We start from the raw sequence: 18,489 nt of genomic DNA, 5'->3' as shown, positions 1-18,489 counted from the left end.
TTTAAGGCAGGGGCATGACCGATCAGGCAAGAGAAAGCGCGCTGCAAGAGGCGGCCATCGCAGCGTTGCGGCGCGGGGAAGCGGCAGTCGCCCGCGCAGCGTTGCAGGACATGGTCGCCCCGCCGCCGATGCTGCTGGCGCAGGCATGCAACCGCACCAGCGACTGGGATGGCGAAGCCGCCGCGCTCCAGCACATATTGCGCGAACATCCCCGCGATCTGCCCGCTTTGCTGGCGATGGGACAGAACGCCCTGCGACGCGGCGATGAGCGGGAGGCAACCCGCTGGTGCCGCGCCGCCGTGGCGCAGGCCGCCGCCACCGGCGCACCGCCCCAGCTCCAGCCCATGCTGCTCCAGGCGCAGGCCGTCATGGCGAACGCCAGCGCCCGGTTCGAGGATCATCTGAGCGCCGCCATCAGCGACCTGCCCGCCCTGCCCCGTATCACTCAGGCGACCGACCTGCTGCTGGGCAAGAGCCAGCTCTTCCTCCAGCAACCCAGCATGTTCTATTTCCCCGGCCTGCCCCAGCGCGCCTTTTACGAGCGCGCCGAATTCGACTGGATCGCACCGATAGAGGCTATGACGGGCGATATCGTCGCGGAACTGGATGCGGTGCGCGCGGGGGCGCCCGACTTTGCCCCCTATGTCGAAACCCCGTCCAACGGCCCCGCCCCCAACAACCCGCTGCGCGACGATCCCAGTTGGGGCGCCTATTATTTCTGGCAGGGCGGCGCCCCCGTCGCAGATCATGCCGCCCGCTGCCCCGCCGTCATGGCCGCACTGGCCCTCGCCCCCATGCCGGTCATCACCGGCCGCTCCCCGATGGCGCTCTGGTCACTGCTCAAGCCCGGCACCCATATCCAGCCGCACCACGGCCTGCTCAACACCCGCCTGATATGCCATCTGCCGATCCTGACGCCCGATGGCTGCGCCTTGCGCGTCGGCGCGGAAACGCGCGCGTGGCGTCAGGGTGAAATGCTGATTTTCGACGACAGTGTCGAACATGAAGCCTGGAATCGGGGCATCGAGACCCGCATCGTCCTGCTGTTTGAAATCTGGCGCCCGGAAATCCACCCCGAAGAACGTGAAGCATTGACCCGGCTGTTCCAGGCGATCGACCTGTTCGGCCCGGCCCAGATCGACACGGGCGGTTAGAGCCAGATAGGTTTAGCTTATCCACCAACGGGCCAAAGGAAGTCATGGGACAAAGCCGGGGCTTTGCAGTACGCTCCGGCACGGCTATCACCGGCGCAAGAGGGAGAGGATGACCGGGGCATAACCCGTGACGGACATGCCATGCCCCCTGCCTCTGCGCCCCCCGCGCCCCGCCCGCACAATCTGGCCGAAGACGGCTATGCCATCGCTATTGGCTGCGCCTTCATCGCCATGGGGCTGATGCTGCTCAAGGCCGCCAATCTGGTGACCGGCGGCATGGCGGGGATCGCGCTGCTGCTCTCCTATCTTGTGCCTTATCCGCCCGCGACCTTGTTCCTGCTCATCAACATCCCCTTCTTCCTCTTTGCCGGGCGGGCGATGGGGATCGCCTTCGGGCTCAAGACGCTGTTCGCCAATCTGGCGATCATGGCGATGGGGCTGATGATGCCATCGGCGCTGCATCTGGCACAGGTCAGCCCGCTCTTCGCCGCGCTGTTCGGCGGGTCGATCATCGGCTTTGGCATCCTTGCCATCGCCCGCCATGGCGCGGGGGTTGGCGGTCTGGGCGTCATCGCCCTGCTGCTCCAGAAACGGCGCGGTTGGAATGCGGGGCGAACGCAGATGCTGGGCGATGCGCTCATCCTCCTCGTCTCGCTCCCCTTGCTCAACGCAGACCGTTTCGCCCTGTCGATCCTGTCAGCCGCCGCGATCAACGCGGTGCTGATCGTCAATCACCGGCCGGGACGCTATATCGGCTATTGAGCCTCGCACAGCGCGTCACCGTCGCGGTCACGCGCGCGCAACGCGCTGGCCGCATCATTGGCGATACGCGGGAAGCTGACCCCCTCCAGCGTGCCGCGCCCTTCGCACAGGTCAGCGCAGGCCATGTCGACCACGCCGGGCAGCGCCACCTGATCGCCATCATATTGCGCCACGACGATGCAGCGATCGCCGCCGGAAAAGCTCAGGATCAGCTTGTCGCCCGCCCGGCGCGCCTGCCCCTGTCCGCGGCAGCGTTGCTCCTCGCCGAAATTGGCCTCCAGCCCGAACCGCAGCGCGCCACTTTTGCCGGGGATGACGCACAGCGCATCGCGCCCGGCTTCATGGTCACGCTGGAATTGGCCGATGGGGGAAATCGTCGCCGCGTCCGCAATCGCCCCGCTGGCAATCGCCGCCTGCTCCAGCCCGGACGCCGTAACGCTGCCCGTCACCGATCCCGTATCGGGGGCAGGTTCACGCTGGCACCCCGCCAGCAGTAACAACAGGACAGCGCTAGTCCGCCGCATCGACCGCCATGAGTCCGTCCGCCCCGACCCGGCGGAAAAAACAGGATCGAGCGCCGGTGTGGCATGTCGGCCCGGCCGGCACCGCCTTCACCCAGACCGCATCCTGATCGCAATCAATGCGCAGGTCGCGGACCTCCAGCATATGGCCGGACGTCTCGCCCTTCTTCCACAGCGACTGGCGACTACGCGACCAGAAATGGGCAAGGCCCGTTTCGACCGTCAGCGCCAGCGCCTGCGCATTCATATGCGCCACCATCAGCACGTCGCCGCTGGCCACATCAGTGACCACAGCGGTGATCAGCCCATGGGCGTCATATTTGGGATTAAGGGTCAGCCCCGTGTCGCGTGCATCGGTCATGCCGGGGCTATAGAGCGCAATCGCGATGCTGCGAAGCCCCTTCCCGCCTGCCCGGCAATTATGCCGGGGACAGGCCAGGAAAAGTAAAAATGGGGCGATCGAGGGGTCTTGAACCCCCGACCTCCGGTACCACAAACCGGCGCTCTAACCAACTGAGCTACGATCGCCACAGCATTACCTTGGGGCACTTGGCCCCGCGAGAAGTGGGCACATATGCGGCGGATAACCGGGCGTCAAGCAGGCAATTGCACCCATGCCATCTTTCGCCGGGGTTACAGCCCCGCCGCCTTCATCTGCGCGCGCAGCTTTACCAGTGTCCGCTCCGGCACCCTCGGCCGCTCCCCCGCCGCCTTGCCCTTGCGCAGCCGCTCGCGCACCTTCTCCGGCGGATTGACGACGCGCACCCGCACCGCAACCTGCCCCTGCGCGCGCATCCCCAATTGCTCGGCCGCCCCGCGCGACAGGTCGATCACCCGCCCCTTGCCCGCAAACGGCCCGCGATCATTGACCCGCACGACGATGGTACGCCCACTGTCCAGCGCCGTCACCTCGACATAGCTGGGCAGCGGCAGGCTGGTATGCGCCGCCGTCACCCAGCCGGGTCGGAACCGCTCACCATTGGCGGTGCGATTGCCCGATTCCGATCCATACCAGCTGGCATAGCCCAGCATGTCATAGCCCGGATCGGCAGCCGGCACATAGGTGACCCCGCGCACCACATAGGGTGGCCCGATCCTGACCGGCACATCGCGCACCGGGCGATAATCGCCCCCGGCACAGGCCGACAGAGCCAGTGCCAGCCCCAGCACACTGGCGGCACCCGTTCTACCCGTCATGCCACCCCCAACTCTCCACATCATCCTACCAAAAGAAAAGGGGTGAAGGCTGCATCAGCCTTCACCCCCTTGCCCAGACATACATGCGCGCTTGGGGGTGCCCCCTGTGGCAACGCTACTCTCCTAAATGCTTTCCGGCCGCGACACCGGTAGTGGTCAGACGTGAGCGCTCACCAAATGGCAAACGCTCCGACCGTCAGTTGACCGAATCCTTCAGGCCCTTGCCTGCCTTGAACTTGGGTTGAGCCGAAGCCTTGATCGTCATCGTCTCGCCGGTGCGCGGGTTGCGACCGGTTGATGCCTTGCGCTGCGAAACGGAAAAAGTACCAAAACCAACCAGGCGCACTTCGTCGCCCTTCTTCAACGCACCGGTGATGGCGTCGAATACACCTTCGACGGCCTTGCTGGCGTCGCTTTTGCTGAGACCGCTGCTGTCGGCGACAGCGCTGATAAGATCCTGCTTGTTCATGCCTTGGGAACCCCCTTGTGCTATTTGGTTGTGTAGGAATCGCGGCGTAGGCGGCGCAATAAGGCGCAGCTTCCAGCGCCTGTCAAAGGGAAAGCGACGAAGTCACCAGCTTCGATGCAATTTTGCGTCATCATGTGCAAAACGCCCTGAAACCGGCGGATATCGGTCGCTTTCCCGTTCGATCAATGCCGCAGTGCAGCATCCCCGTCGCGTGACGACCCGGTGCTGGGCTGCGCGGCGAGGTCATCTTCCTCGGTCCAGGCGATCGCTTCGGGCAGTGACACCAGTGCGCGCGCCAGCACTTCGTCGACATGCGACACCGGCACGATTTCCAGCCCGTCGCGGATGTTGGCCGGAATTTCCGCTAGGTCTTTCTCATTTTCCTGCGGAATCAGCACCGTCTTGATGCCCCCGCGCAGCGCCGCCAGCAGCTTCTCCTTCAGACCGCCGATCGGCAGTACCCGGCCACGCAAAGTCACTTCGCCGGTCATCGCCACATCCTTGTGGACCGGGATGCCGGTCAGGGTGGACACGATGCAGGTGACCATCCCGATACCCGCCGACGGACCATCCTTGGGCACCGCCCCTTCGGGCAGATGGATATGGATGTCCTTCCGGTTGAACAGGCTGGGCTTGATACCATAGCCGGGCGAGCGCGCGCGGACGTAGGAAAATGCCGCCTGAATCGATTCGTTCATCACCTCACCGAGCTTGCCGGTGGTCTTGATCATGCCCTTGCCGGGCACCGTCACGGCCTCGATCGTCAGCAGTTCGCCGCCAACCTCGGTCCAGGCCAGACCCGTAACCGCGCCGATCTGATGCTCATCCTCACCCACGCCATGGCGGAATTTACGTACCCCCGCATAGTCGGCCAGATTGTCAGGCGTGATGACGACCTTGTCATAGGCGCCTTCCAGTATCTTGCGCAGCGCCTTGCGGGCGAGGCGCGCAATCTCGCGCTCCAGCGTGCGGACACCCGCTTCGCGGGTATAGTAACGAATGAGGTCGCGAACGGCCTCCTCCGTCACCACGAATTCGCCGTCCTTCAGGCCATGGGCGTCGATCTGCTTGGCGATCAGATGGCGCTGGGCGATCTCGACCTTCTCGTCCTCGGTATAGCCCTCCAGCCGGATGATCTCCATCCGGTCGAGCAGGGCTTGCGGCAAATTCAGCGAGTTGGCGGTCGTCACGAACATGATGTCTGACAGATCGACGTCGATCTCCAGATAATGGTCCTGAAACTTGTTATTCTGTTCCGGGTCCAGCACTTCCAGCAAAGCCGACGCCGGATCGCCACGGAAATCCTGGCCGAGCTTGTCGATCTCGTCGAGCAGGAACAACGGATTCATCGTCCCCGCCTTTTTCAGGTTGGTCACGATCTTGCCTGGCAGCGACCCGATATAGGTCCGCCTGTGACCGCGAATCTCCGCCTCATCACGCACGCCGCCCAGCGACTGGCGCACAAATTCGCGCCCGGTCGCCTTGGCGATCGAGCGGCCCAGCGACGTCTTACCCACGCCCGGCGGGCCGACGAGGCACAGGATCGGACCTTTCAGCTTGTTGGTGCGCGCCTGCACAGCCAGATATTCGATGATCCGGTCCTTGACCTTGTCGAGCGCGAAATGATCCTCGTCCAGCACATCCTGCGCGCGCTTCAGGTCATTCTTGACCTTGCCTTTCTTGCCCCAGGGCAGACCCAGCAGCACGTCGAGATAGTTGCGCACCACCGTCGCTTCGGCCGACATGGGCTGCATGCCCTTGAGCTTCTTCAACTCGGCGGTCGCCTTGGCGCGCGCTTCCTTGCTCAGCTTGGTCTTGGCGATTTTCTCGGTCAGTTCGGCAAGCTCGTCGCCTTCCTCACCCTCGCCATTGCCCAGTTCGCGCTGGATCGCCTTCAACTGCTCGTTGAGATAATATTCGCGCTGGGTCTTTTCCATCTGGCGCTTCACGCGACCACGGATCTTCTTTTCGACCTGGAGCACACCCAGTTCACCCTCCATGAAGGCGAACACCATCTCCAGCCGCTTGACCGGATCGGCCTCGACCAGCAGCGACTGCTTGTCGGATACCTTGACGTTGATATTGGCCGACACCGCGTCGGCCAGCCGCCCGGCATCCTCAATCTCGCGCAGCTGCACCGGGGTTTCGGCGGGCAGCTTCTTGTTGAGCTTGGCGTAATTTTCAAACTGTTCCGCCACCGACCGCATCAGCGCGGCGGCTTCCGGGCCTTCGGCGACAATATCCTCTACGGTCTCGACGTCCGAAACCAGATAGCCATCCTTGCTGTCCATAGTCTGCAAACGCGCGCGATGCTTGCCCTCCACCAGCACCCGCACGGTGCCATCGGGCAGCTTGAGCAGCTGCAACACGATGGCGACGACGCCCGTGTCGTAAAGCGAATCACGGCCCGGATCATCCTCGGCCGGATCAAGCTGCGACACGAGGAAGATTTCCTTGGAACCTTCCATCGCCGCTTCCAGCGCGGCAACGCTCTTGTCACGGCCAACGAAGAGCGGGACGATCATCTGCGGAAAGACGACAATGTCACGCAGCGGCAGAAGGGGATATTGCACAGTCATTCACTCTCCGGGGCCAAAAGACGCGGCCCTGTCCTACGGTTCATCGCCTTTATGGGGATGCCCGTCGCACCAATCAATCGTCACTTGTCATAATGCCGCAACGATGAACCGGGGGTTATCAGGTTTTGGTGGGCCAGGAATGGTCCTACACCCATCAGAATGGCAGCTTGAAGCCGGGCGGCAGTTGCAGGCCGGATGTCATCTTGCCCATTTCCGCATTGCTAACCTCATCGGCCTTCTTGCGCGCATCGTTGAAGGCGGCGGTGACCAGATCCTCCAATATCTGCTTTTCGGACGGCGCGAGCAGCGTGTCGTCGATCGATACGCCGATGATCCGCCCCTTGGCCGACGCGCGCACCTTTACCAGCCCACCGCCAGCCGCGCCTTCGACTTCCAGCTTGTCCAGATTATCCTGCGCGCGTTGCAGTTCCTCCTGCACGCGGGTCGCCATGCCCAATATTTCGTTCAGATCTTTCATGCCTCATGCACTCCATTGTTCCGGCTGGTCGGTCTCGACCAGCGCAGCATCGGGGAAAGCGGCCATCGCCGCCTTGACCACCGGGATTTCCAATATGTCGGCGCGGGCTTCGGCCTTTGCCGCTTCTTCCCGCTCCAGCAAGGTCGGCTGGGCCGCCGCATCGCTTGCCGTCACGCGCCATCCGCTGCCCGTCATCTCGCGCAATGTCTGTGTCAGGCGCGTCGCGAAATCGGACGGCAGTTGCGGCGTCGCGCGATACTCCAGTTCGGGCGGCGCATAGCGCACCAGCCCGACACAATCATGCAGTTCCTGCGCCAGCTGCCCCTTGCCCTTTTGCCACAGCGCTTCGATCAGATCCTCGAACGTGGCAGGCAGGTTCGCCGCCGGGCCAGCCGATGGAGCAGCGGCAACCGCCCCCGGCGTCGCAGCGGCGGCAGGACCGCCCTCGCGCAACAACCGCGCCAGTTCGCCCGGATCGGGCATGGTCGCCGCATGCATTATCCGCAACAGCGCCATTTCGCAGCTTTCGATCGGCAGGATCGCCCCCGCCACCTCGTCATGCCCTTTCAGCAGCAATTGCCACAACCGATGCAATGGCGCGAAGCCGAGATGCGACGCCCAGTCGGCCAGCGCCTCGCGCTCCTCGGCCGACTGGCCGGGGCTGACAACGTCGCGCCCCGCCTTCACCAGCGTCACCGCATGAACCAGTTCCAGCAGTCCACGCATCAGCGCCAGCGGCTCCACCCCCAGCGCATATTGATCGCGCACTCCGCTCAGCAACGCAGCGGTATCGCCCTCCAGCAGCAGCCCCAGCAACCGGCGCACCGATCCGCGATCCGACAGGCCCAGCATGTCGCGTACCTGGGTGGCGGTGACCATCGGTTCGCCTTCACCCATTTCGGCATGGGCAATGGCCTGATCCAGTATCGACAGCCCGTCGCGCGCCGACCCTTCGGCCGCCTGCGCGATCAGCGACAGCGCATCCGCCTCCGCCCCGACGCCCTCCGCCTCCACGACATGGGCAAAATGCCCCGCCAGCAATTCGGCAGGAATCCGGCGCAGATCGAATCGCTGGCAGCGCGACAGCACCGTCACCGGCACCTTGTTCACCTCGGTCGTCGCAAACAGGAATTTCACATGGGCGGGCGGCTCCTCCAGCGTTTTCAACAGCGCGTTGAACGCATTTTTGGAGAGCATATGCACTTCGTCGATGATGTAGATCTTGTAGCGCGCCGACACGGCGGCATAGCGCACCGCCTCGATAATCTCGCGCACATCATCGACACCGGTATGGCTGGCCGCGTCCATCTCGACCACGTCAATATGCCGCCCCTCGGCAATCGCGCGGCACGGCTCGCACACGCCGCACGGGTCGATCGTCGGCCCGCCATGCCCGTCCTCGCCAATGCAGTTCAGCGCCTTGGCGATCAGCCGCGCGGTCGACGTCTTGCCGACCCCGCGCACCCCGGTCATCAGAAAGGCATGGGCCAGCCGCCCCCGCTTGATCGCATTGCCCAGCGTCTGGACCATCGCGTCCTGGCCGATCAGTTCGCGGAAATTGCGCGGCCGGTATTTGCGCGCAAGGACGCGATAGGGCTGGGGGGAATCGGACATGGGCTTTGTCTAGCCGTTCAGATGGCTATTGTCGAAGCGGGATGATGGCTGGAAGGTGGGAGCCGGAACGACCCGTGGCAAAATCACTGTGGCTGCTTCCGTCAGGACCTGACCAGGTTGGCGACGACCTCGTCCGCCCGACTCCCGGCGCGGCATATGGCGAAGAAGGATGGGGATGGCAAGGGGTAGTCCACTAGCCCGTCCGTGTCGAGCGAAGTAGCGCAACGGCTTCTCGACTTCGCTCGAAGCGAACGGACTTTGGATTATTCCAACCCGCTCTTCTGCGCCTTCGCCAGAAAATCGAGCGCCGCCTGCGCCGCCTGCGCAATCGCTGCTTCGGCCGCCTTGGCGTCCACCGCGGGCCGATCGAGATAGATCGCCAATATATATTCCTCGCCCGACGGCGCCTTCACCAGCGCGACATCATTATAGGCGGTGCCGCACGTTCCGGTCTTGCTGCCCGACGTCCAGCCTTCGGGCAGGCCCGCCTTGATCCTTTTGTCGCCGGTGCTGCTGGCGTTGAGCCAGGCGCGCAGTTGATCAGCGCTCGCGCCCTGCATGTCACGGAACAGCAGCCGCCCCATCAGCCCGGCCATCGCCGCTGGCGTCGTCGTGTCGCGCGGATCGCCCGGCGCATTCTCGTTCAGCGTCGGTTCGTTGCGATCCAGCCGGGTGACACTGTCGCCGTGCGCCCGCATGAACGCCGTCAGCCCCTGCGGCCCGCCCAGCATCGGCAGCAGCAGGTTGGCCGCGCTATTATCGCTCACCTCGACCGCCGCCTGCGCCAGTTCGGCCATGCTCATCCGGCCGCGCTTCCTGTTCTTTTTCACCACCGGCGCGTAATCGAGAATATCGTCCTTGCCGAACGGGATTTCCCCCTCCAGCCCGAATTTGCCACCCTCCGCGCCAATCAGCACGGCGGCAGCCAGCGGCGCCTTGAAGGTCGAACAGAGCGCAAATCGCTCGTCCCGGTTAAAGCCCAGTATCAGCGCGCCCTTGCTGTCCACCAGCGCGACGCCCAGCCGCCCGCCGGTTTCCTCCTCGATCGTCTTGGGATTGCGCACGGACGTCAGCGCCGATTGCGGCACCAGATAGCGCGGCGGTGGCGGCAGCAGCGAATCGAGTCGCCCGGTCGGCACCGGCTCCTTCGCCTTCTTCGGCGCCGCCAGCGTCGGCGCAGCGATGCACAGGATAGCCGCCAGCGTTACGGCGCGAAGGGTTGGACTCATGATGATGCTCACATGCCCTGCATATTATAGGATTCGGCCGGGATGCGGACGGTCAGGCTCTCCAGCGCTTCGGTCAGTATGATCTGGCAGGACAGGCGGCTGGTGCGGGTGGCGGCAGCGGCCAGATCCAGCATATCCTCCTCATCCTCGCTCGCACGGCCAAGGCGCGGAAAATCGGCCGCGTCGATGATGACGTGGCAGGTGGAACAGGCCATTTGCCCTTCGCAGGTTCCCTCCAGCGGCAGGCCCGCCGCCTGCGCCACGTCCAGCAGGACCGATCCCACCGGCGCGTCGACTTCCTGCCGTCGCTCGCCATCGGCGCTGATGAATATGATCCTGGTCATTGACGCGACGCTCCCTGCTACGGCGCCGCTTGTGCGGCTGCCGCCCTGTTCATTACCTCCGCAGCGCTCTCCAGTTCGGCCGGTGTCGTGTAGCGGCCAAAGCCGATCCGCACCGATCCACGCGCCTGTGCGTCTGTCAGGCCCAGTGCGCGCAGCACATGGCTAGGCCGCCCGGACCCGCTTGCGCAAGCGCTTCCCAACGAAAAAGCAATATTGCGGCAATATGATAATAATTGCGCGCCGTCGATTCCTTCGCGCCGCAGGTTCAGATTGCCGGGATAGCGCGCCTCTGCGCTGCCATTCAGCGTCCAGTCGGCAAACAGGTCGCGTGCCAGCATCGACAGCCTTTCGACATGCGCGCGATCATCGTCGGCCCGCTCGCGCATCAATCGCGCTGCCACGCCGAATCCGGCACACAGGGCAGGCGACAACGTACCCGAACGCAGGCCGCCCTCCTGCCCCCCGCCATGGATCAGCGGCGCAGGCTTAACCCCGTCGCGCAACCAGAGCGCGCCCACGCCCTTGGGGCCATGAATCTTGTGGGCGCTGATCGCCACCATGTCGCAGCTGTCGGGGATCGGCACCCGGCCATAGCCCTGCACCGCGTCGCACAGGAACAAGGCACTGGCCTCATGCGCCAGTTCCGCCAGCGTGGCGACCGGCTGGACCACGCCAATCTCATTATTGACCAGCATAGCCACCACCAGCGCTACGCCGGGACGGATCGCCTGCGCGGCGGCATCCATGTCCACCAGACCGTCGGCCCCGACCGGCAGGATGGTGACGCTACGCCCCGCCCGGCGCAACGCCTCGACCGTATCGAGCACGGCGGCATGTTCGGTCGCGATCGTCACAATGTCGCCCGACGACGCGCCCTGTATCGCGATATTGATCGCCTCGGTCGCCCCGGACGTGAACAATAGCCGCCCACCGCCCGGCAGCAACCGACCTATCTCCTCCCGCGCCACCTCGACCTGCGCAGCGGCGGCCCGCCCCAGACGGTGCGCGCTGTGCGGATTGGCGAACTGGTCGCGCAACAACGGCACCATCGCATCGAACGCCTCTGGTGCCAGCGGCGTGGTCGCCTGATAATCGAGATAGATCATCGCACGGATGTCCGCGTCGCCATGGCAGTCCATTGCCCCAGAAAGCGCTCGACATCTGCCGCGCCCGTCTGCGGCCCGAAACTCACTCGCACGACTTTATTCGCCGCCGCCTCGTCCCATCCCATCGCGTGCAGCACATGGCTGGTCTTGAGTGATCCCGACGAACAGGCGCTGCCCGCCGACACCGAAATCCCCGCCAGATCGAACTGGATGAGCTGCGCCCGCGCCGACAGGCCGGGCATCCGGTAGCTGGCGATGGCCGGGATCCGCGGCGCATCTCGCGCAACCACCTGGCCCCCCGCCGCCTCGACCCCCGCATCCAGCCGCGCCCTTAGCCTCGCCGCATTGGGCAACCAATCCGCGCGCGCCTCCAGCGCTGCCGCCATGGCCAATATGGCGGGCAAATTCTCCGTCCCCGCCCGATAACCCTGTTCCTGCCCGCCCCCGGCGTGCAGCAGCCCCAAATCCCGCACCAGCAAAGCACCAATCCCCGGCGGCCCGCCAAATTTATGTGCGCTGATCGCGATCATGTCGGCGTCGGGCAGCGCCAACTTCCCCGCACTCTGCGCGCAATCGGCGAACAGCAACGCGCCGTCGCGCTCCAGCACATCAAGCGGCTGGATCACCCCGGTCTCATTATTCACATGCTGGATGGCAAACATAACACCGTCATCCCCGCCTGCGCGGGAATGACGGACGGAGATGATCCCATCCCCATCGACCGCCAGCCGCTCCGCCCCCGGCGTCACCCGCAACACCGAATCATGCTCGACCGGAGACGTAACAACCCGCGCCGCCTTCGCGCGCATAAGGCCAATCGCAATCGCCTCGCTCGCCCCCGACGTGAAGATCACATGCCCCCGCCACCCCAGCGCCTCTGCAATCCGCGCCCGCGCGCGCTCCAGCGTCGCACGCGCCGCGCGCCCATCGGCATGGGGGCTGGACGGGTTGGCCCAGCGGTCCAGCGCATCGATCATCGCCGCCTTGGCTGCGGGCAGCATCGGCGTGGTTGCGGCATGGTCCAGGTAAAGGCGTTCGGCAGCCACGATGCGATGCTACTCATTGATTGCGGAAATGGCGGCGGCTTCTATATAGGCGGTCTGCCGCGCAGCGCCAGCTTCTGGCGCGGCGCGCGTCCTTTTGCCACCGCCCGCCGACCTGACTCAGCTGTTCGGTGGCCATAACGATAACAGGTGCCATGCCCGACGTAATCTTTACCGGACCCGAAGGTCGCCTCGAAGGTCGCTTCAGCCCCCCGCCCCGCCCGCGTGCGCCGGTCGCCATGATCCTGCATCCGCACCCCCAGGGCGGCGGCACGATGAACGACCGCATCACCCAGGCGCTTTACAAGACCTTCGTGAAGCGCGGTTTTGCCGTGCTCCGCTTCAACTTCCGGGGTGTCGGCCGCAGCCAGGGCACGTTCGACAATGGCATCGGCGAATTGTCCGACGCCGCAGCGGCGCTCGACTGGGTACAGAGCTTCCACCCCGAAGCGCAGACCACCTGGATCGCGGGCTTCTCCTTCGGCGCATGGATCGGGATGCAACTGTTGATGCGCCGCCCGGAAATTCGCGGCTTCATCTCGGTCGCGCCGCCCGCCAACATGTACGACTTCTCCTTCCTCGCGCCCTGCCCCTCGTCGGGCATCATCGTGCAGGGCACCGGCGATGAAGTCGTGACCGCCAGCGCCGTGCAGAAACTGGTCGACAAGCTGCGCACGCAAAAGGGCATCACCATCCACCACGACGAAATTCGTGGCGCCAACCATTTCTTCGAGCATGAACTCGACCAGCTGATGAAGTCGGTCGACAATTATCTCGACATGCGCCTGTCCCCGGACTCGCCGATCCGCTGAGGATCATGGTCGCGCAAAGGAAAGAGGGGCTGCCGCAAGGCGGCCCCTTTTGTGTGGCGATGATGCAATTATTGGCACGTCCAACAAAACCTATGTCCTCCCCCTCCCCAAGGGGAGGATTTTGGTGCCGGGTTTGCAAGGGGCATGATCGTCTTTGATGCGCGGTGGCAGCCCGCCCCAATCCCTTCTTCTCCGATCCCAGCTTTTTCACGCTTGGCCCATCGGTAGCCGGGCGATACGCCCGCCGCCATGTCGCAATCGCCAGAGCCTAAACCCCGCCTGATCTGGAGCCGCTATTACAGCGCCTTCGTCCCCGCCCCGCCCGGCCCCGGCTTCCTCGATCGGATGAAGGCAGCCAGCGGCGCAATTGGCGGCATTGCCATCACCGGGCTGCTGTGCGGGCTGATGCTGGGCAACGGCCTGGCCCATCCCCTGCTCGTTGCCCCCATGGGTGCGTCCGCTGTGCTGCTGTTCGCTGTTCCTGCCAGCCCGTTGGCGCAACCATGGCCGGTCCTGGGCGGTAACGTCATTTCAGCGCTGGTCGGCATCGCGGTCAGCCATATCATGCCCAATCCCACGATCGCGGCGGCACTGGCCGTTGGCGCGGCCATCGCCATCATGTCGCTGCTCCGCTGCCTCCATCCGCCCGGTGGCGCGGTTGCCCTGTCCGCCGTGCTGGGGGCTGGCGGACCGGCAGGCGACTATATGTTTGCGCTTGTTCCGGTCGGTCTGAACACATTGCTGCTGCTCGTCGTCGCCATCCTGTTCCATCGCCTCGCCGGGCACAGCTATCCCCATGTTCCGCCCAAGGCACCAGCGCCACACGGCACGACCGATCCGGCACCGCTGCTGCGATCCGCGCCGACCGATCGGGATGTGGCCGATGCGCTCCATGGCTATGGCGACATGCTTGATGTGGACGAAGCCGATCTGCGGCAATTGCTGGTGGATGCACAATTGCGTGCCGCCGAACGCACGCATGGGACGATCCGCTGTGGCGATATCATGTCGCGCGACGTGCTGCACGTCACCATGGACCAGCCGGTTGATCATGTCCGGACGTTGATGCAGGCACGCCGCCTTTTGTCGCTACCCGTGCTGGACGATGCGGGGCGGGTCCAGGGATTGATCGGCGCGCTGGACCTGTCGCGCGATGGCGCACAGGCAGGGGACGTTGCCGGCCGCGCTTTATTCGTCCATCCCGACACGCCGATCGCGCGCCTGATCGGCCCGTTGAGCAGCGGCGTCCGGCATGAGGCCGTGGTTGTTGATTCCGATTATCGGTTACAGGGACTGGTCACCCAGACCGATCTGCTGGCTGCGTTGGCGCTACGGGTCAGCGCTGCTCCAGCCCCGGCAGATCCGGCCCCGGAATTGCCGTGATCGCGACATTGCCGAACATCACCAGCCCCGCGACGATCATCAATGCGCCCCGTTTCCGGTCGCGCAGCTTGATAAGGACATACAGCCCGCCGCCAGTCAGCAGCAGCCCGGCGAGCATAAGGATAGATAAAATCGTGCCTGTCATGCCCCTTCCCATAAGGGCGGCGGTGCACGGTGGCAATTGCCGCCCTCACCCCCTATGAGGCGCGGGAACGAATCACCCCCGTGGTGAAGGGACGCATTCCATATGAAAATCGCACTCGCATCCGATCATGCCGCCATCGACCTGAAGGCGGAACTGGCCCAATGGCTGCGCGACGAAGGACATGAGGTAGCAGACCTTGGCCCGGCGACGACCGACAGGGTCGATTATCCCGATTATGGTTACAAGCTGGCGACAGCCATAGCGTCCGGTGCAGCGGAACGCGGCATTGCGCTGTGCGGTTCGGGCATCGGCATCTCCATCGCCGTCAATCGCAACCCGGCCTGCCGCTGCGCGCTGGTCGGCGAACCATTGTCGGCGGCCCTGTCGCGCGAACATAATGATGCCAATGTCCTGGCCATGGGCGCGCGCCTCACTGGCGTGGACATGGCCAAGGCCTGCGTCACCGCCTTCCTCACCACCGATTTTGGCGGAGGCCGACACACTGGCCGCGTCGAAAAACTATCCCAGCCCGCGCTCTGAAAGGAAGTTTCGATGAGCACCGACACCCTCGCCCCCGCCATCCGCCAGGACGGCTTCTTCAGCGAAAATCTCGCCAGCGCGGACCCGGAAATCTTCGGCGCGATTGGTAACGAACTGAAGCGTCAGCAGGACAAGATCGAATTGATCGCGTCCGAAAATATCGTGTCGAAAGCGGTGCTGGAAGCCGCAGGCTCCATCTTCACCAACAAATATGCCGAGGGTTATCCGGGCAAGCGTTACTATGGCGGCTGCGAATATGCCGACGTCGTGGAAACGCTGGCGATCGAGCGCGCCAAGCAATTGTTCGGTGCCAACTTTGCCAATGTGCAGCCCAATAGCGGCAGCCAGATGAACCAGGCGGTGTTCCTCGCCTTGCTCCAGCCGGGCGACACCTTCATGGGTCTCGACCTGTCGTCGGGCGGCCATCTGACCCACGGGTCGCCGGTCAACATGAGCGGCAAATGGTTCAACCCCGTCGCTTATGGCGTGCGCGCCGACGATCATCTGATCGACATGGACGAAGTCGCCCGCATCGCCCGCGAGTGCAAGCCCAAGCTCATCATCTGCGGCGGCACCGCTTATTCGCGTGTCTGGGATTTCCCCCGCTTCCGCGAAATTGCCGATGAAGTGGGCGCCTACCTCCTCGCCGACATGTCGCATTTCTCCGGCCTGGTCGCGGGCGGCGCGCATCCCTCGCCCGTCCCTTACGCCCATGTCACCACCACCACCACCCACAAGTCGCTGCGTGGCCCGCGGTCCGGCATCGTCCTGTGCAATGACGAAGCGATCGCCAAGAAGATCAACAGCGCCATCTTCCCCGGTATGCAGGGCGGCCCGCTGATGCACATCATCGCGGCCAAGGCAGTGGCCTTCAAGGAAGCGCTCAGCCCTGAATTCAAGGCCTATGCCCATCAGATCGTCGCCAACGCCCGTGCGCTGAGCGCTACGCTGGCCGACGCGGGCCTGTCGATCGTGTCGGGCGGCACCGACAATCACCTGATGCTGGTCGATCTGCGCGCCAAGAACACGACGGGCAAGGCGGCGGAAAAGGCGCTCGATCGCGCCTTCATCACCTGCAACAAGAATAACGTGCCGTTCGACACCGCCAGCCCGTTCGTGACATCGGGCGTGCGCCTTGGCACCCCCGCCGGCACCACCCGCGGGTTCGGCGAAGCGGAATTCCGCGAGATCGGCCAGTTGATCGCGCAAGTCGTGGAAGGCCTCAAGCGCAATGGCGACGAAGGCGACGGCCAGGTCGAAGCCCATGTCCGCGAAAAGGTGCTGGCCCTCACGAGCCGCTTCCCGATTTATTGAATTTAGTAAAGCCGTTCGGGCTGAGCGAAGTCGAAGCCTTCGCCCGAACAAAGTGAGGGCTTCGCTACGCTCAGCCTGGCCCTTCGACTTCGCTCAGGGCGAACGGAGACTAACTGATCATGCGCTGCCCCTTCTGCGCCCATGAGGACAGCCAGGTGAAGGACAGTCGGCCGACGGAGGATGGCAACGCCATCCGCCGCCGCCGCCAGTGCGAAGCCTGCGCCGCGCGCTTCACCACCTTTGAACGCATCCAGTTGCGCGACATCTGGGTGGTGAAGAGCGAGGGCCGCAAGGAAGCCTTTGAACGCGACAAGCTGGCTCGCTCGATCGGCATCGCCTGCCGCAAGCGCCCGATCGACCCCAGCCGCATCGAAAAGCTCATCTCCGGCATCCAGCGCCAGCTCGAAACCAGCGGCGACACCGAAGTCCCCGCCCGCGCGATCGGCGAAATGGTGATGGAAGGCCTCAAACGCCTCGACAGCGTCGCCTATATCCGCTTCGCCAGCGTCTATAAGGACTTCACAGACGCCAAGGATTTCGAGGAATTTGCGAGCACGGTGAAGGAAGTGGGCGGGTGAGACAAATCACCACCTCCGTTCGCCCTGAGCGAAGTCGAAGGGCTCGACCGAGCGCAGCGAGGTCCTGATCGGCAATGACCTTCCACGCTTACATGCTGCGCTGTTCGGACGGCTCTTATTATACCGGCCATACGGACAGTTTTGAAACGCGGATCGCCCAACATCAGTCAGGCGTCGTCAAAGGGTACACATTCGACCGTCGCCCTGTCGAGCTTGTCTGGTCTGCCGAGTTTGGAACGCGCGCAGAGGCGCTTGCCAGCGAACTGCAAATCAAGGGCTGGTCACGCAAGAAGAAGGAAGCGTTGATCGCTGAAAATTGGGACAAGCTGAAAAAGGCTTCCGTTTCACACACTTCGCCTTCGCTCAGTGATGCCCTTCGACTTCGCTCAGGGCAAACGGAGGATGAGACTGATCCTGCTGACCAATCGGAAACCCAAATGCCCCCGCACCCCGTCATCGTCCTCGTCCGCCCGCAACTCGGCGAGAATATCGGCAAGGCCGCGCGCGCCATGCTCAATTTCGGGCTGACCGAAATGCGGCTGGTCTCCCCCCGCGACGGCTGGCCCAACCCCGATGCCGGCCCTTCGGCCGCAGGCGCGGACTTCATTCTGGATCAGGCGCAGGTTTACGAAACCCTCGCCGAAGCCGTGTCCGACTGCGCCCATGTCTACGCCACCACCGTGCGCAAGCGGGGCGTCACCAAACCGGTCGTGACGCCGGAAGAAGCAGCCCGCGAAATCCACGCGGCGCAGGGCCGCTGCGCCTATATATTCGGGCCGGAACGCTCCGGGCTGGAGACAGAGGATGTCGCACTCGCCCGCAAGATCCTGACGGTGCCGATCAACCCCGAATTCGGCTCCCTGAACCTCGCGCAGGCCGTGATCCTGTGCGCCTATGAATGGTCGAAACAGGCCGATCTGAAACAACCGACCATCACCGACCTGGGCGTACCCGCGCCGCAGGAGGAGTTGGAGGGGATGATCGACCAGTTCACCACATTATTGGAAAAGGTGGGCTATTTCTTCCCGCCCGACCGCGCGCCCGCAACCAAGCTGACGCTGCGCAACCTGCTGACCAAGCCGGGCTGGAACCATCTGGAGGTGCGGACGCTGCGCGGCGTCCTCTCCCACCTCAACCGCCCGCGCGAACGCTAGGTCTAACGCCCCACCTCCGTTCGTTTCGAGCGAAGTCGAGAAACCTGCGCGCGAGACGTTTCTCGAC

20 protein-coding genes, 1 tRNA gene and 1 other RNA gene are annotated in these 18,489 nt (G+C 64.3%); 8 read left to right on the top strand and 14 right to left on the bottom strand.

The annotated features are described in order from the left end of the window. The first annotated feature begins 14 nt into the window (after window positions 1-14). Both EBBID32_RS14710 and EBBID32_RS14705 read left to right on the top strand, forming a co-directional pair. Window positions 15-1,154, top strand: coding sequence for an aspartyl/asparaginyl beta-hydroxylase domain-containing protein (locus EBBID32_RS14710; RefSeq protein ID WP_006959680.1), 1,140 nt, complete (start codon window positions 15-17; stop codon window positions 1,152-1,154). Window positions 1,155-1,295: 141 nt separating this feature from the next. Next, a complete protein-coding gene (locus tag EBBID32_RS14705) occupies window positions 1,296-1,916 on the top strand; it encodes a YitT family protein (protein ID WP_006959679.1) in 621 nt (206 codons plus the stop codon). On the opposite strand, the gene EBBID32_RS14700 is transcribed toward EBBID32_RS14705, so the two are convergent. The 13 genes from EBBID32_RS14700 to EBBID32_RS14645 all read right to left on the bottom strand — a co-directional run bounded on the left by EBBID32_RS14700 (window position 1,910) and on the right by EBBID32_RS14645 (window position 12,499). Continuing rightward, on the bottom strand, window positions 1,910-2,440 hold the full coding sequence (locus tag EBBID32_RS14700; RefSeq protein WP_037490932.1) for a hypothetical protein: 531 nt from the start codon (window positions 2,438-2,440) through the stop codon (window positions 1,910-1,912). The genes EBBID32_RS14705 and EBBID32_RS14700 overlap by 7 nt on opposite strands. Beyond that, on the bottom strand, window positions 2,427-2,798 hold the full coding sequence (gene hisI / locus EBBID32_RS14695) for a phosphoribosyl-AMP cyclohydrolase (protein ID WP_006959674.1): 372 nt from the start codon (window positions 2,796-2,798) through the stop codon (window positions 2,427-2,429). Before hisI ends, EBBID32_RS14700 begins: the two co-directional genes overlap by 14 nt. A 90-nt stretch (window positions 2,799-2,888) precedes the next feature. Next, window positions 2,889-2,965: transfer RNA gene (locus tag EBBID32_RS14690), tRNA-His, on the bottom strand. 105 nt (window positions 2,966-3,070) lie between these two features. Beyond that, window positions 3,071-3,634, bottom strand: a complete 564-nt coding sequence (locus EBBID32_RS14685) for a septal ring lytic transglycosylase RlpA family protein (RefSeq protein WP_006959672.1) — start codon at window positions 3,632-3,634, stop codon at window positions 3,071-3,073. A gap of 196 nt (window positions 3,635-3,830) precedes the next feature. Next, entirely contained in the window at window positions 3,831-4,103 is a 273-nt protein-coding gene (locus EBBID32_RS14680; RefSeq protein ID WP_006959670.1) for an HU family DNA-binding protein, read from the bottom strand. Window positions 4,104-4,285: 182 nt separating this feature from the next. Beyond that, window positions 4,286-6,682, bottom strand: a complete 2,397-nt coding sequence (gene lon / locus EBBID32_RS14675) for an endopeptidase La (RefSeq protein ID WP_006959666.1) — start codon at window positions 6,680-6,682, stop codon at window positions 4,286-4,288. A gap of 154 nt (window positions 6,683-6,836) precedes the next feature. Further along, on the bottom strand, window positions 6,837-7,160 hold the full coding sequence (locus tag EBBID32_RS14670; protein ID WP_006959664.1) for a YbaB/EbfC family nucleoid-associated protein: 324 nt from the start codon (window positions 7,158-7,160) through the stop codon (window positions 6,837-6,839). A gap of 3 nt (window positions 7,161-7,163) precedes the next feature. Next, window positions 7,164-8,774, bottom strand: a complete 1,611-nt coding sequence (locus tag EBBID32_RS14665; RefSeq protein WP_006959661.1) for a DNA polymerase III subunit gamma/tau — start codon at window positions 8,772-8,774, stop codon at window positions 7,164-7,166. A 51-nt stretch (window positions 8,775-8,825) separates the two neighbouring features. After that, an RNA gene (gene ffs / locus EBBID32_RS23675) (signal recognition particle sRNA small type) lies at window positions 8,826-8,923 on the bottom strand. Between the two features lie 114 nt (window positions 8,924-9,037). Next, the gene (gene blaSGM / locus EBBID32_RS14660; RefSeq protein ID WP_081628104.1) at window positions 9,038-10,003 is read right to left on the bottom strand and encodes an SGM family class A beta-lactamase; all 966 of its coding nucleotides are present in this window, start codon (window positions 10,001-10,003) and stop codon (window positions 9,038-9,040) included. 8 nt (window positions 10,004-10,011) lie between these two features. Further along, complete coding sequence (locus EBBID32_RS14655; protein WP_006959657.1) at window positions 10,012-10,347, bottom strand: 2Fe-2S iron-sulfur cluster-binding protein; 336 nt, start codon at window positions 10,345-10,347, stop codon at window positions 10,012-10,014. Window positions 10,348-10,364: 17 nt separating this feature from the next. After that, window positions 10,365-11,486, bottom strand: a complete 1,122-nt coding sequence (locus EBBID32_RS14650; RefSeq protein ID WP_037490924.1) for a cysteine desulfurase family protein — start codon at window positions 11,484-11,486, stop codon at window positions 10,365-10,367. Beyond that, window positions 11,450-12,499 carry a cysteine desulfurase family protein gene (locus tag EBBID32_RS14645; protein ID WP_006959653.1) on the bottom strand — a complete coding sequence of 350 codons (1,050 nt, stop codon included), beginning with the start codon at window positions 12,497-12,499 and terminating at the stop codon, window positions 11,450-11,452. Before EBBID32_RS14645 ends, EBBID32_RS14650 begins: the two co-directional genes overlap by 37 nt. A gap of 152 nt (window positions 12,500-12,651) precedes the next feature. Between EBBID32_RS14645 and EBBID32_RS14640 the strand changes: the two genes are divergently transcribed. Both EBBID32_RS14640 and EBBID32_RS14635 read left to right on the top strand, forming a co-directional pair. Beyond that, window positions 12,652-13,308: an alpha/beta hydrolase gene (locus EBBID32_RS14640; RefSeq protein WP_006959649.1), complete on the top strand. Its 657-nt coding sequence runs from the start codon at window positions 12,652-12,654 to the stop codon at window positions 13,306-13,308. Between the two features lie 249 nt (window positions 13,309-13,557). Then, window positions 13,558-14,691 (top strand): HPP family protein, encoded by a 1,134-nt coding sequence (locus EBBID32_RS14635; RefSeq protein ID WP_006959647.1) that lies wholly within the window; start codon window positions 13,558-13,560, stop codon window positions 14,689-14,691. Here the strand turns inward: EBBID32_RS14635 and EBBID32_RS14630 are convergent. Continuing rightward, window positions 14,645-14,836 (bottom strand): hypothetical protein, encoded by a 192-nt coding sequence (locus EBBID32_RS14630; protein WP_006959645.1) that lies wholly within the window; start codon window positions 14,834-14,836, stop codon window positions 14,645-14,647. The genes EBBID32_RS14635 and EBBID32_RS14630 overlap by 47 nt on opposite strands. Before the next feature lie 102 nt (window positions 14,837-14,938). Here EBBID32_RS14630 and rpiB point away from each other — a divergent pair, with 102 nt between their 5' ends. From rpiB to EBBID32_RS14610, 4 genes are all read left to right on the top strand, one after another. After that, entirely contained in the window at window positions 14,939-15,376 is a 438-nt protein-coding gene (rpiB, locus tag EBBID32_RS14625) for a ribose 5-phosphate isomerase B (protein ID WP_006959643.1), read from the top strand. Window positions 15,377-15,388: 12 nt separating this feature from the next. Beyond that, window positions 15,389-16,690 (top strand): serine hydroxymethyltransferase, encoded by a 1,302-nt coding sequence (glyA, locus tag EBBID32_RS14620; RefSeq protein WP_006959641.1) that lies wholly within the window; start codon window positions 15,389-15,391, stop codon window positions 16,688-16,690. A 119-nt stretch (window positions 16,691-16,809) separates the two neighbouring features. Further along, complete coding sequence (nrdR, locus tag EBBID32_RS14615) at window positions 16,810-17,268, top strand: transcriptional regulator NrdR (RefSeq protein ID WP_006959639.1); 459 nt, start codon at window positions 16,810-16,812, stop codon at window positions 17,266-17,268. A 74-nt stretch (window positions 17,269-17,342) separates the two neighbouring features. Further along, window positions 17,343-18,422 carry a TrmJ/YjtD family RNA methyltransferase gene (locus tag EBBID32_RS14610; protein WP_006959637.1) on the top strand — a complete coding sequence of 360 codons (1,080 nt, stop codon included), beginning with the start codon at window positions 17,343-17,345 and terminating at the stop codon, window positions 18,420-18,422. Window positions 18,423-18,489: the final 67 nt, after the last annotated feature.

This window comes from Sphingobium indicum BiD32, assembly GCF_000382885.1.
GTDB lineage: Bacteria > Pseudomonadota > Alphaproteobacteria > Sphingomonadales > Sphingomonadaceae > Sphingobium > Sphingobium japonicum_C.
Note: the sequence above shows the minus strand (reverse complement) of the source record. Positions and strands in the feature narration are given on the sequence as shown.

Excerpts from the sequence above, each read along its gene's own strand:
- EBBID32_RS14665 (WP_006959661.1), bottom strand. The coding sequence starts at position 8,774 with ATGTCCGATTCCCCCCAGCCCTATCGCGTCCTTGCGCGCAAATACCGG.
- EBBID32_RS14705 (WP_006959679.1), top strand. The coding sequence starts at position 1,296 with ATGCCCCCTGCCTCTGCGCCCCCCGCGCCCCGCCCGCACAATCTGGCC.
- rpiB (WP_006959643.1), top strand. The coding sequence starts at position 14,939 with ATGAAAATCGCACTCGCATCCGATCATGCCGCCATCGACCTGAAGGCG.
- EBBID32_RS14630 (WP_006959645.1), bottom strand. The coding sequence starts at position 14,836 with ATGACAGGCACGATTTTATCTATCCTTATGCTCGCCGGGCTGCTGCTG.
- EBBID32_RS14685 (WP_006959672.1), bottom strand. The coding sequence starts at position 3,634 with ATGACGGGTAGAACGGGTGCCGCCAGTGTGCTGGGGCTGGCACTGGCT.
- EBBID32_RS14640 (WP_006959649.1), top strand. The coding sequence starts at position 12,652 with ATGCCCGACGTAATCTTTACCGGACCCGAAGGTCGCCTCGAAGGTCGC.
- blaSGM (WP_081628104.1), bottom strand. The coding sequence starts at position 10,003 with ATGAGTCCAACCCTTCGCGCCGTAACGCTGGCGGCTATCCTGTGCATC.
- EBBID32_RS14670 (WP_006959664.1), bottom strand. The coding sequence starts at position 7,160 with ATGAAAGATCTGAACGAAATATTGGGCATGGCGACCCGCGTGCAGGAG.
- nrdR (WP_006959639.1), top strand. The coding sequence starts at position 16,810 with ATGCGCTGCCCCTTCTGCGCCCATGAGGACAGCCAGGTGAAGGACAGT.
- glyA (WP_006959641.1), top strand. The coding sequence starts at position 15,389 with ATGAGCACCGACACCCTCGCCCCCGCCATCCGCCAGGACGGCTTCTTC.
- EBBID32_RS14655 (WP_006959657.1), bottom strand. The coding sequence starts at position 10,347 with ATGACCAGGATCATATTCATCAGCGCCGATGGCGAGCGACGGCAGGAA.
- EBBID32_RS14710 (WP_006959680.1), top strand. The coding sequence starts at position 15 with ATGACCGATCAGGCAAGAGAAAGCGCGCTGCAAGAGGCGGCCATCGCA.
- EBBID32_RS14700 (WP_037490932.1), bottom strand. The coding sequence starts at position 2,440 with ATGCGGCGGACTAGCGCTGTCCTGTTGTTACTGCTGGCGGGGTGCCAG.
- EBBID32_RS14650 (WP_037490924.1), bottom strand. The coding sequence starts at position 11,486 with ATGGACTGCCATGGCGACGCGGACATCCGTGCGATGATCTATCTCGAT.
- hisI (WP_006959674.1), bottom strand. The coding sequence starts at position 2,798 with ATGACCGATGCACGCGACACGGGGCTGACCCTTAATCCCAAATATGAC.
- lon (WP_006959666.1), bottom strand. The coding sequence starts at position 6,682 with ATGACTGTGCAATATCCCCTTCTGCCGCTGCGTGACATTGTCGTCTTT.
- EBBID32_RS14680 (WP_006959670.1), bottom strand. The coding sequence starts at position 4,103 with ATGAACAAGCAGGATCTTATCAGCGCTGTCGCCGACAGCAGCGGTCTC.
- EBBID32_RS14635 (WP_006959647.1), top strand. The coding sequence starts at position 13,558 with ATGTCGCAATCGCCAGAGCCTAAACCCCGCCTGATCTGGAGCCGCTAT.
- EBBID32_RS14610 (WP_006959637.1), top strand. The coding sequence starts at position 17,343 with ATGACCTTCCACGCTTACATGCTGCGCTGTTCGGACGGCTCTTATTAT.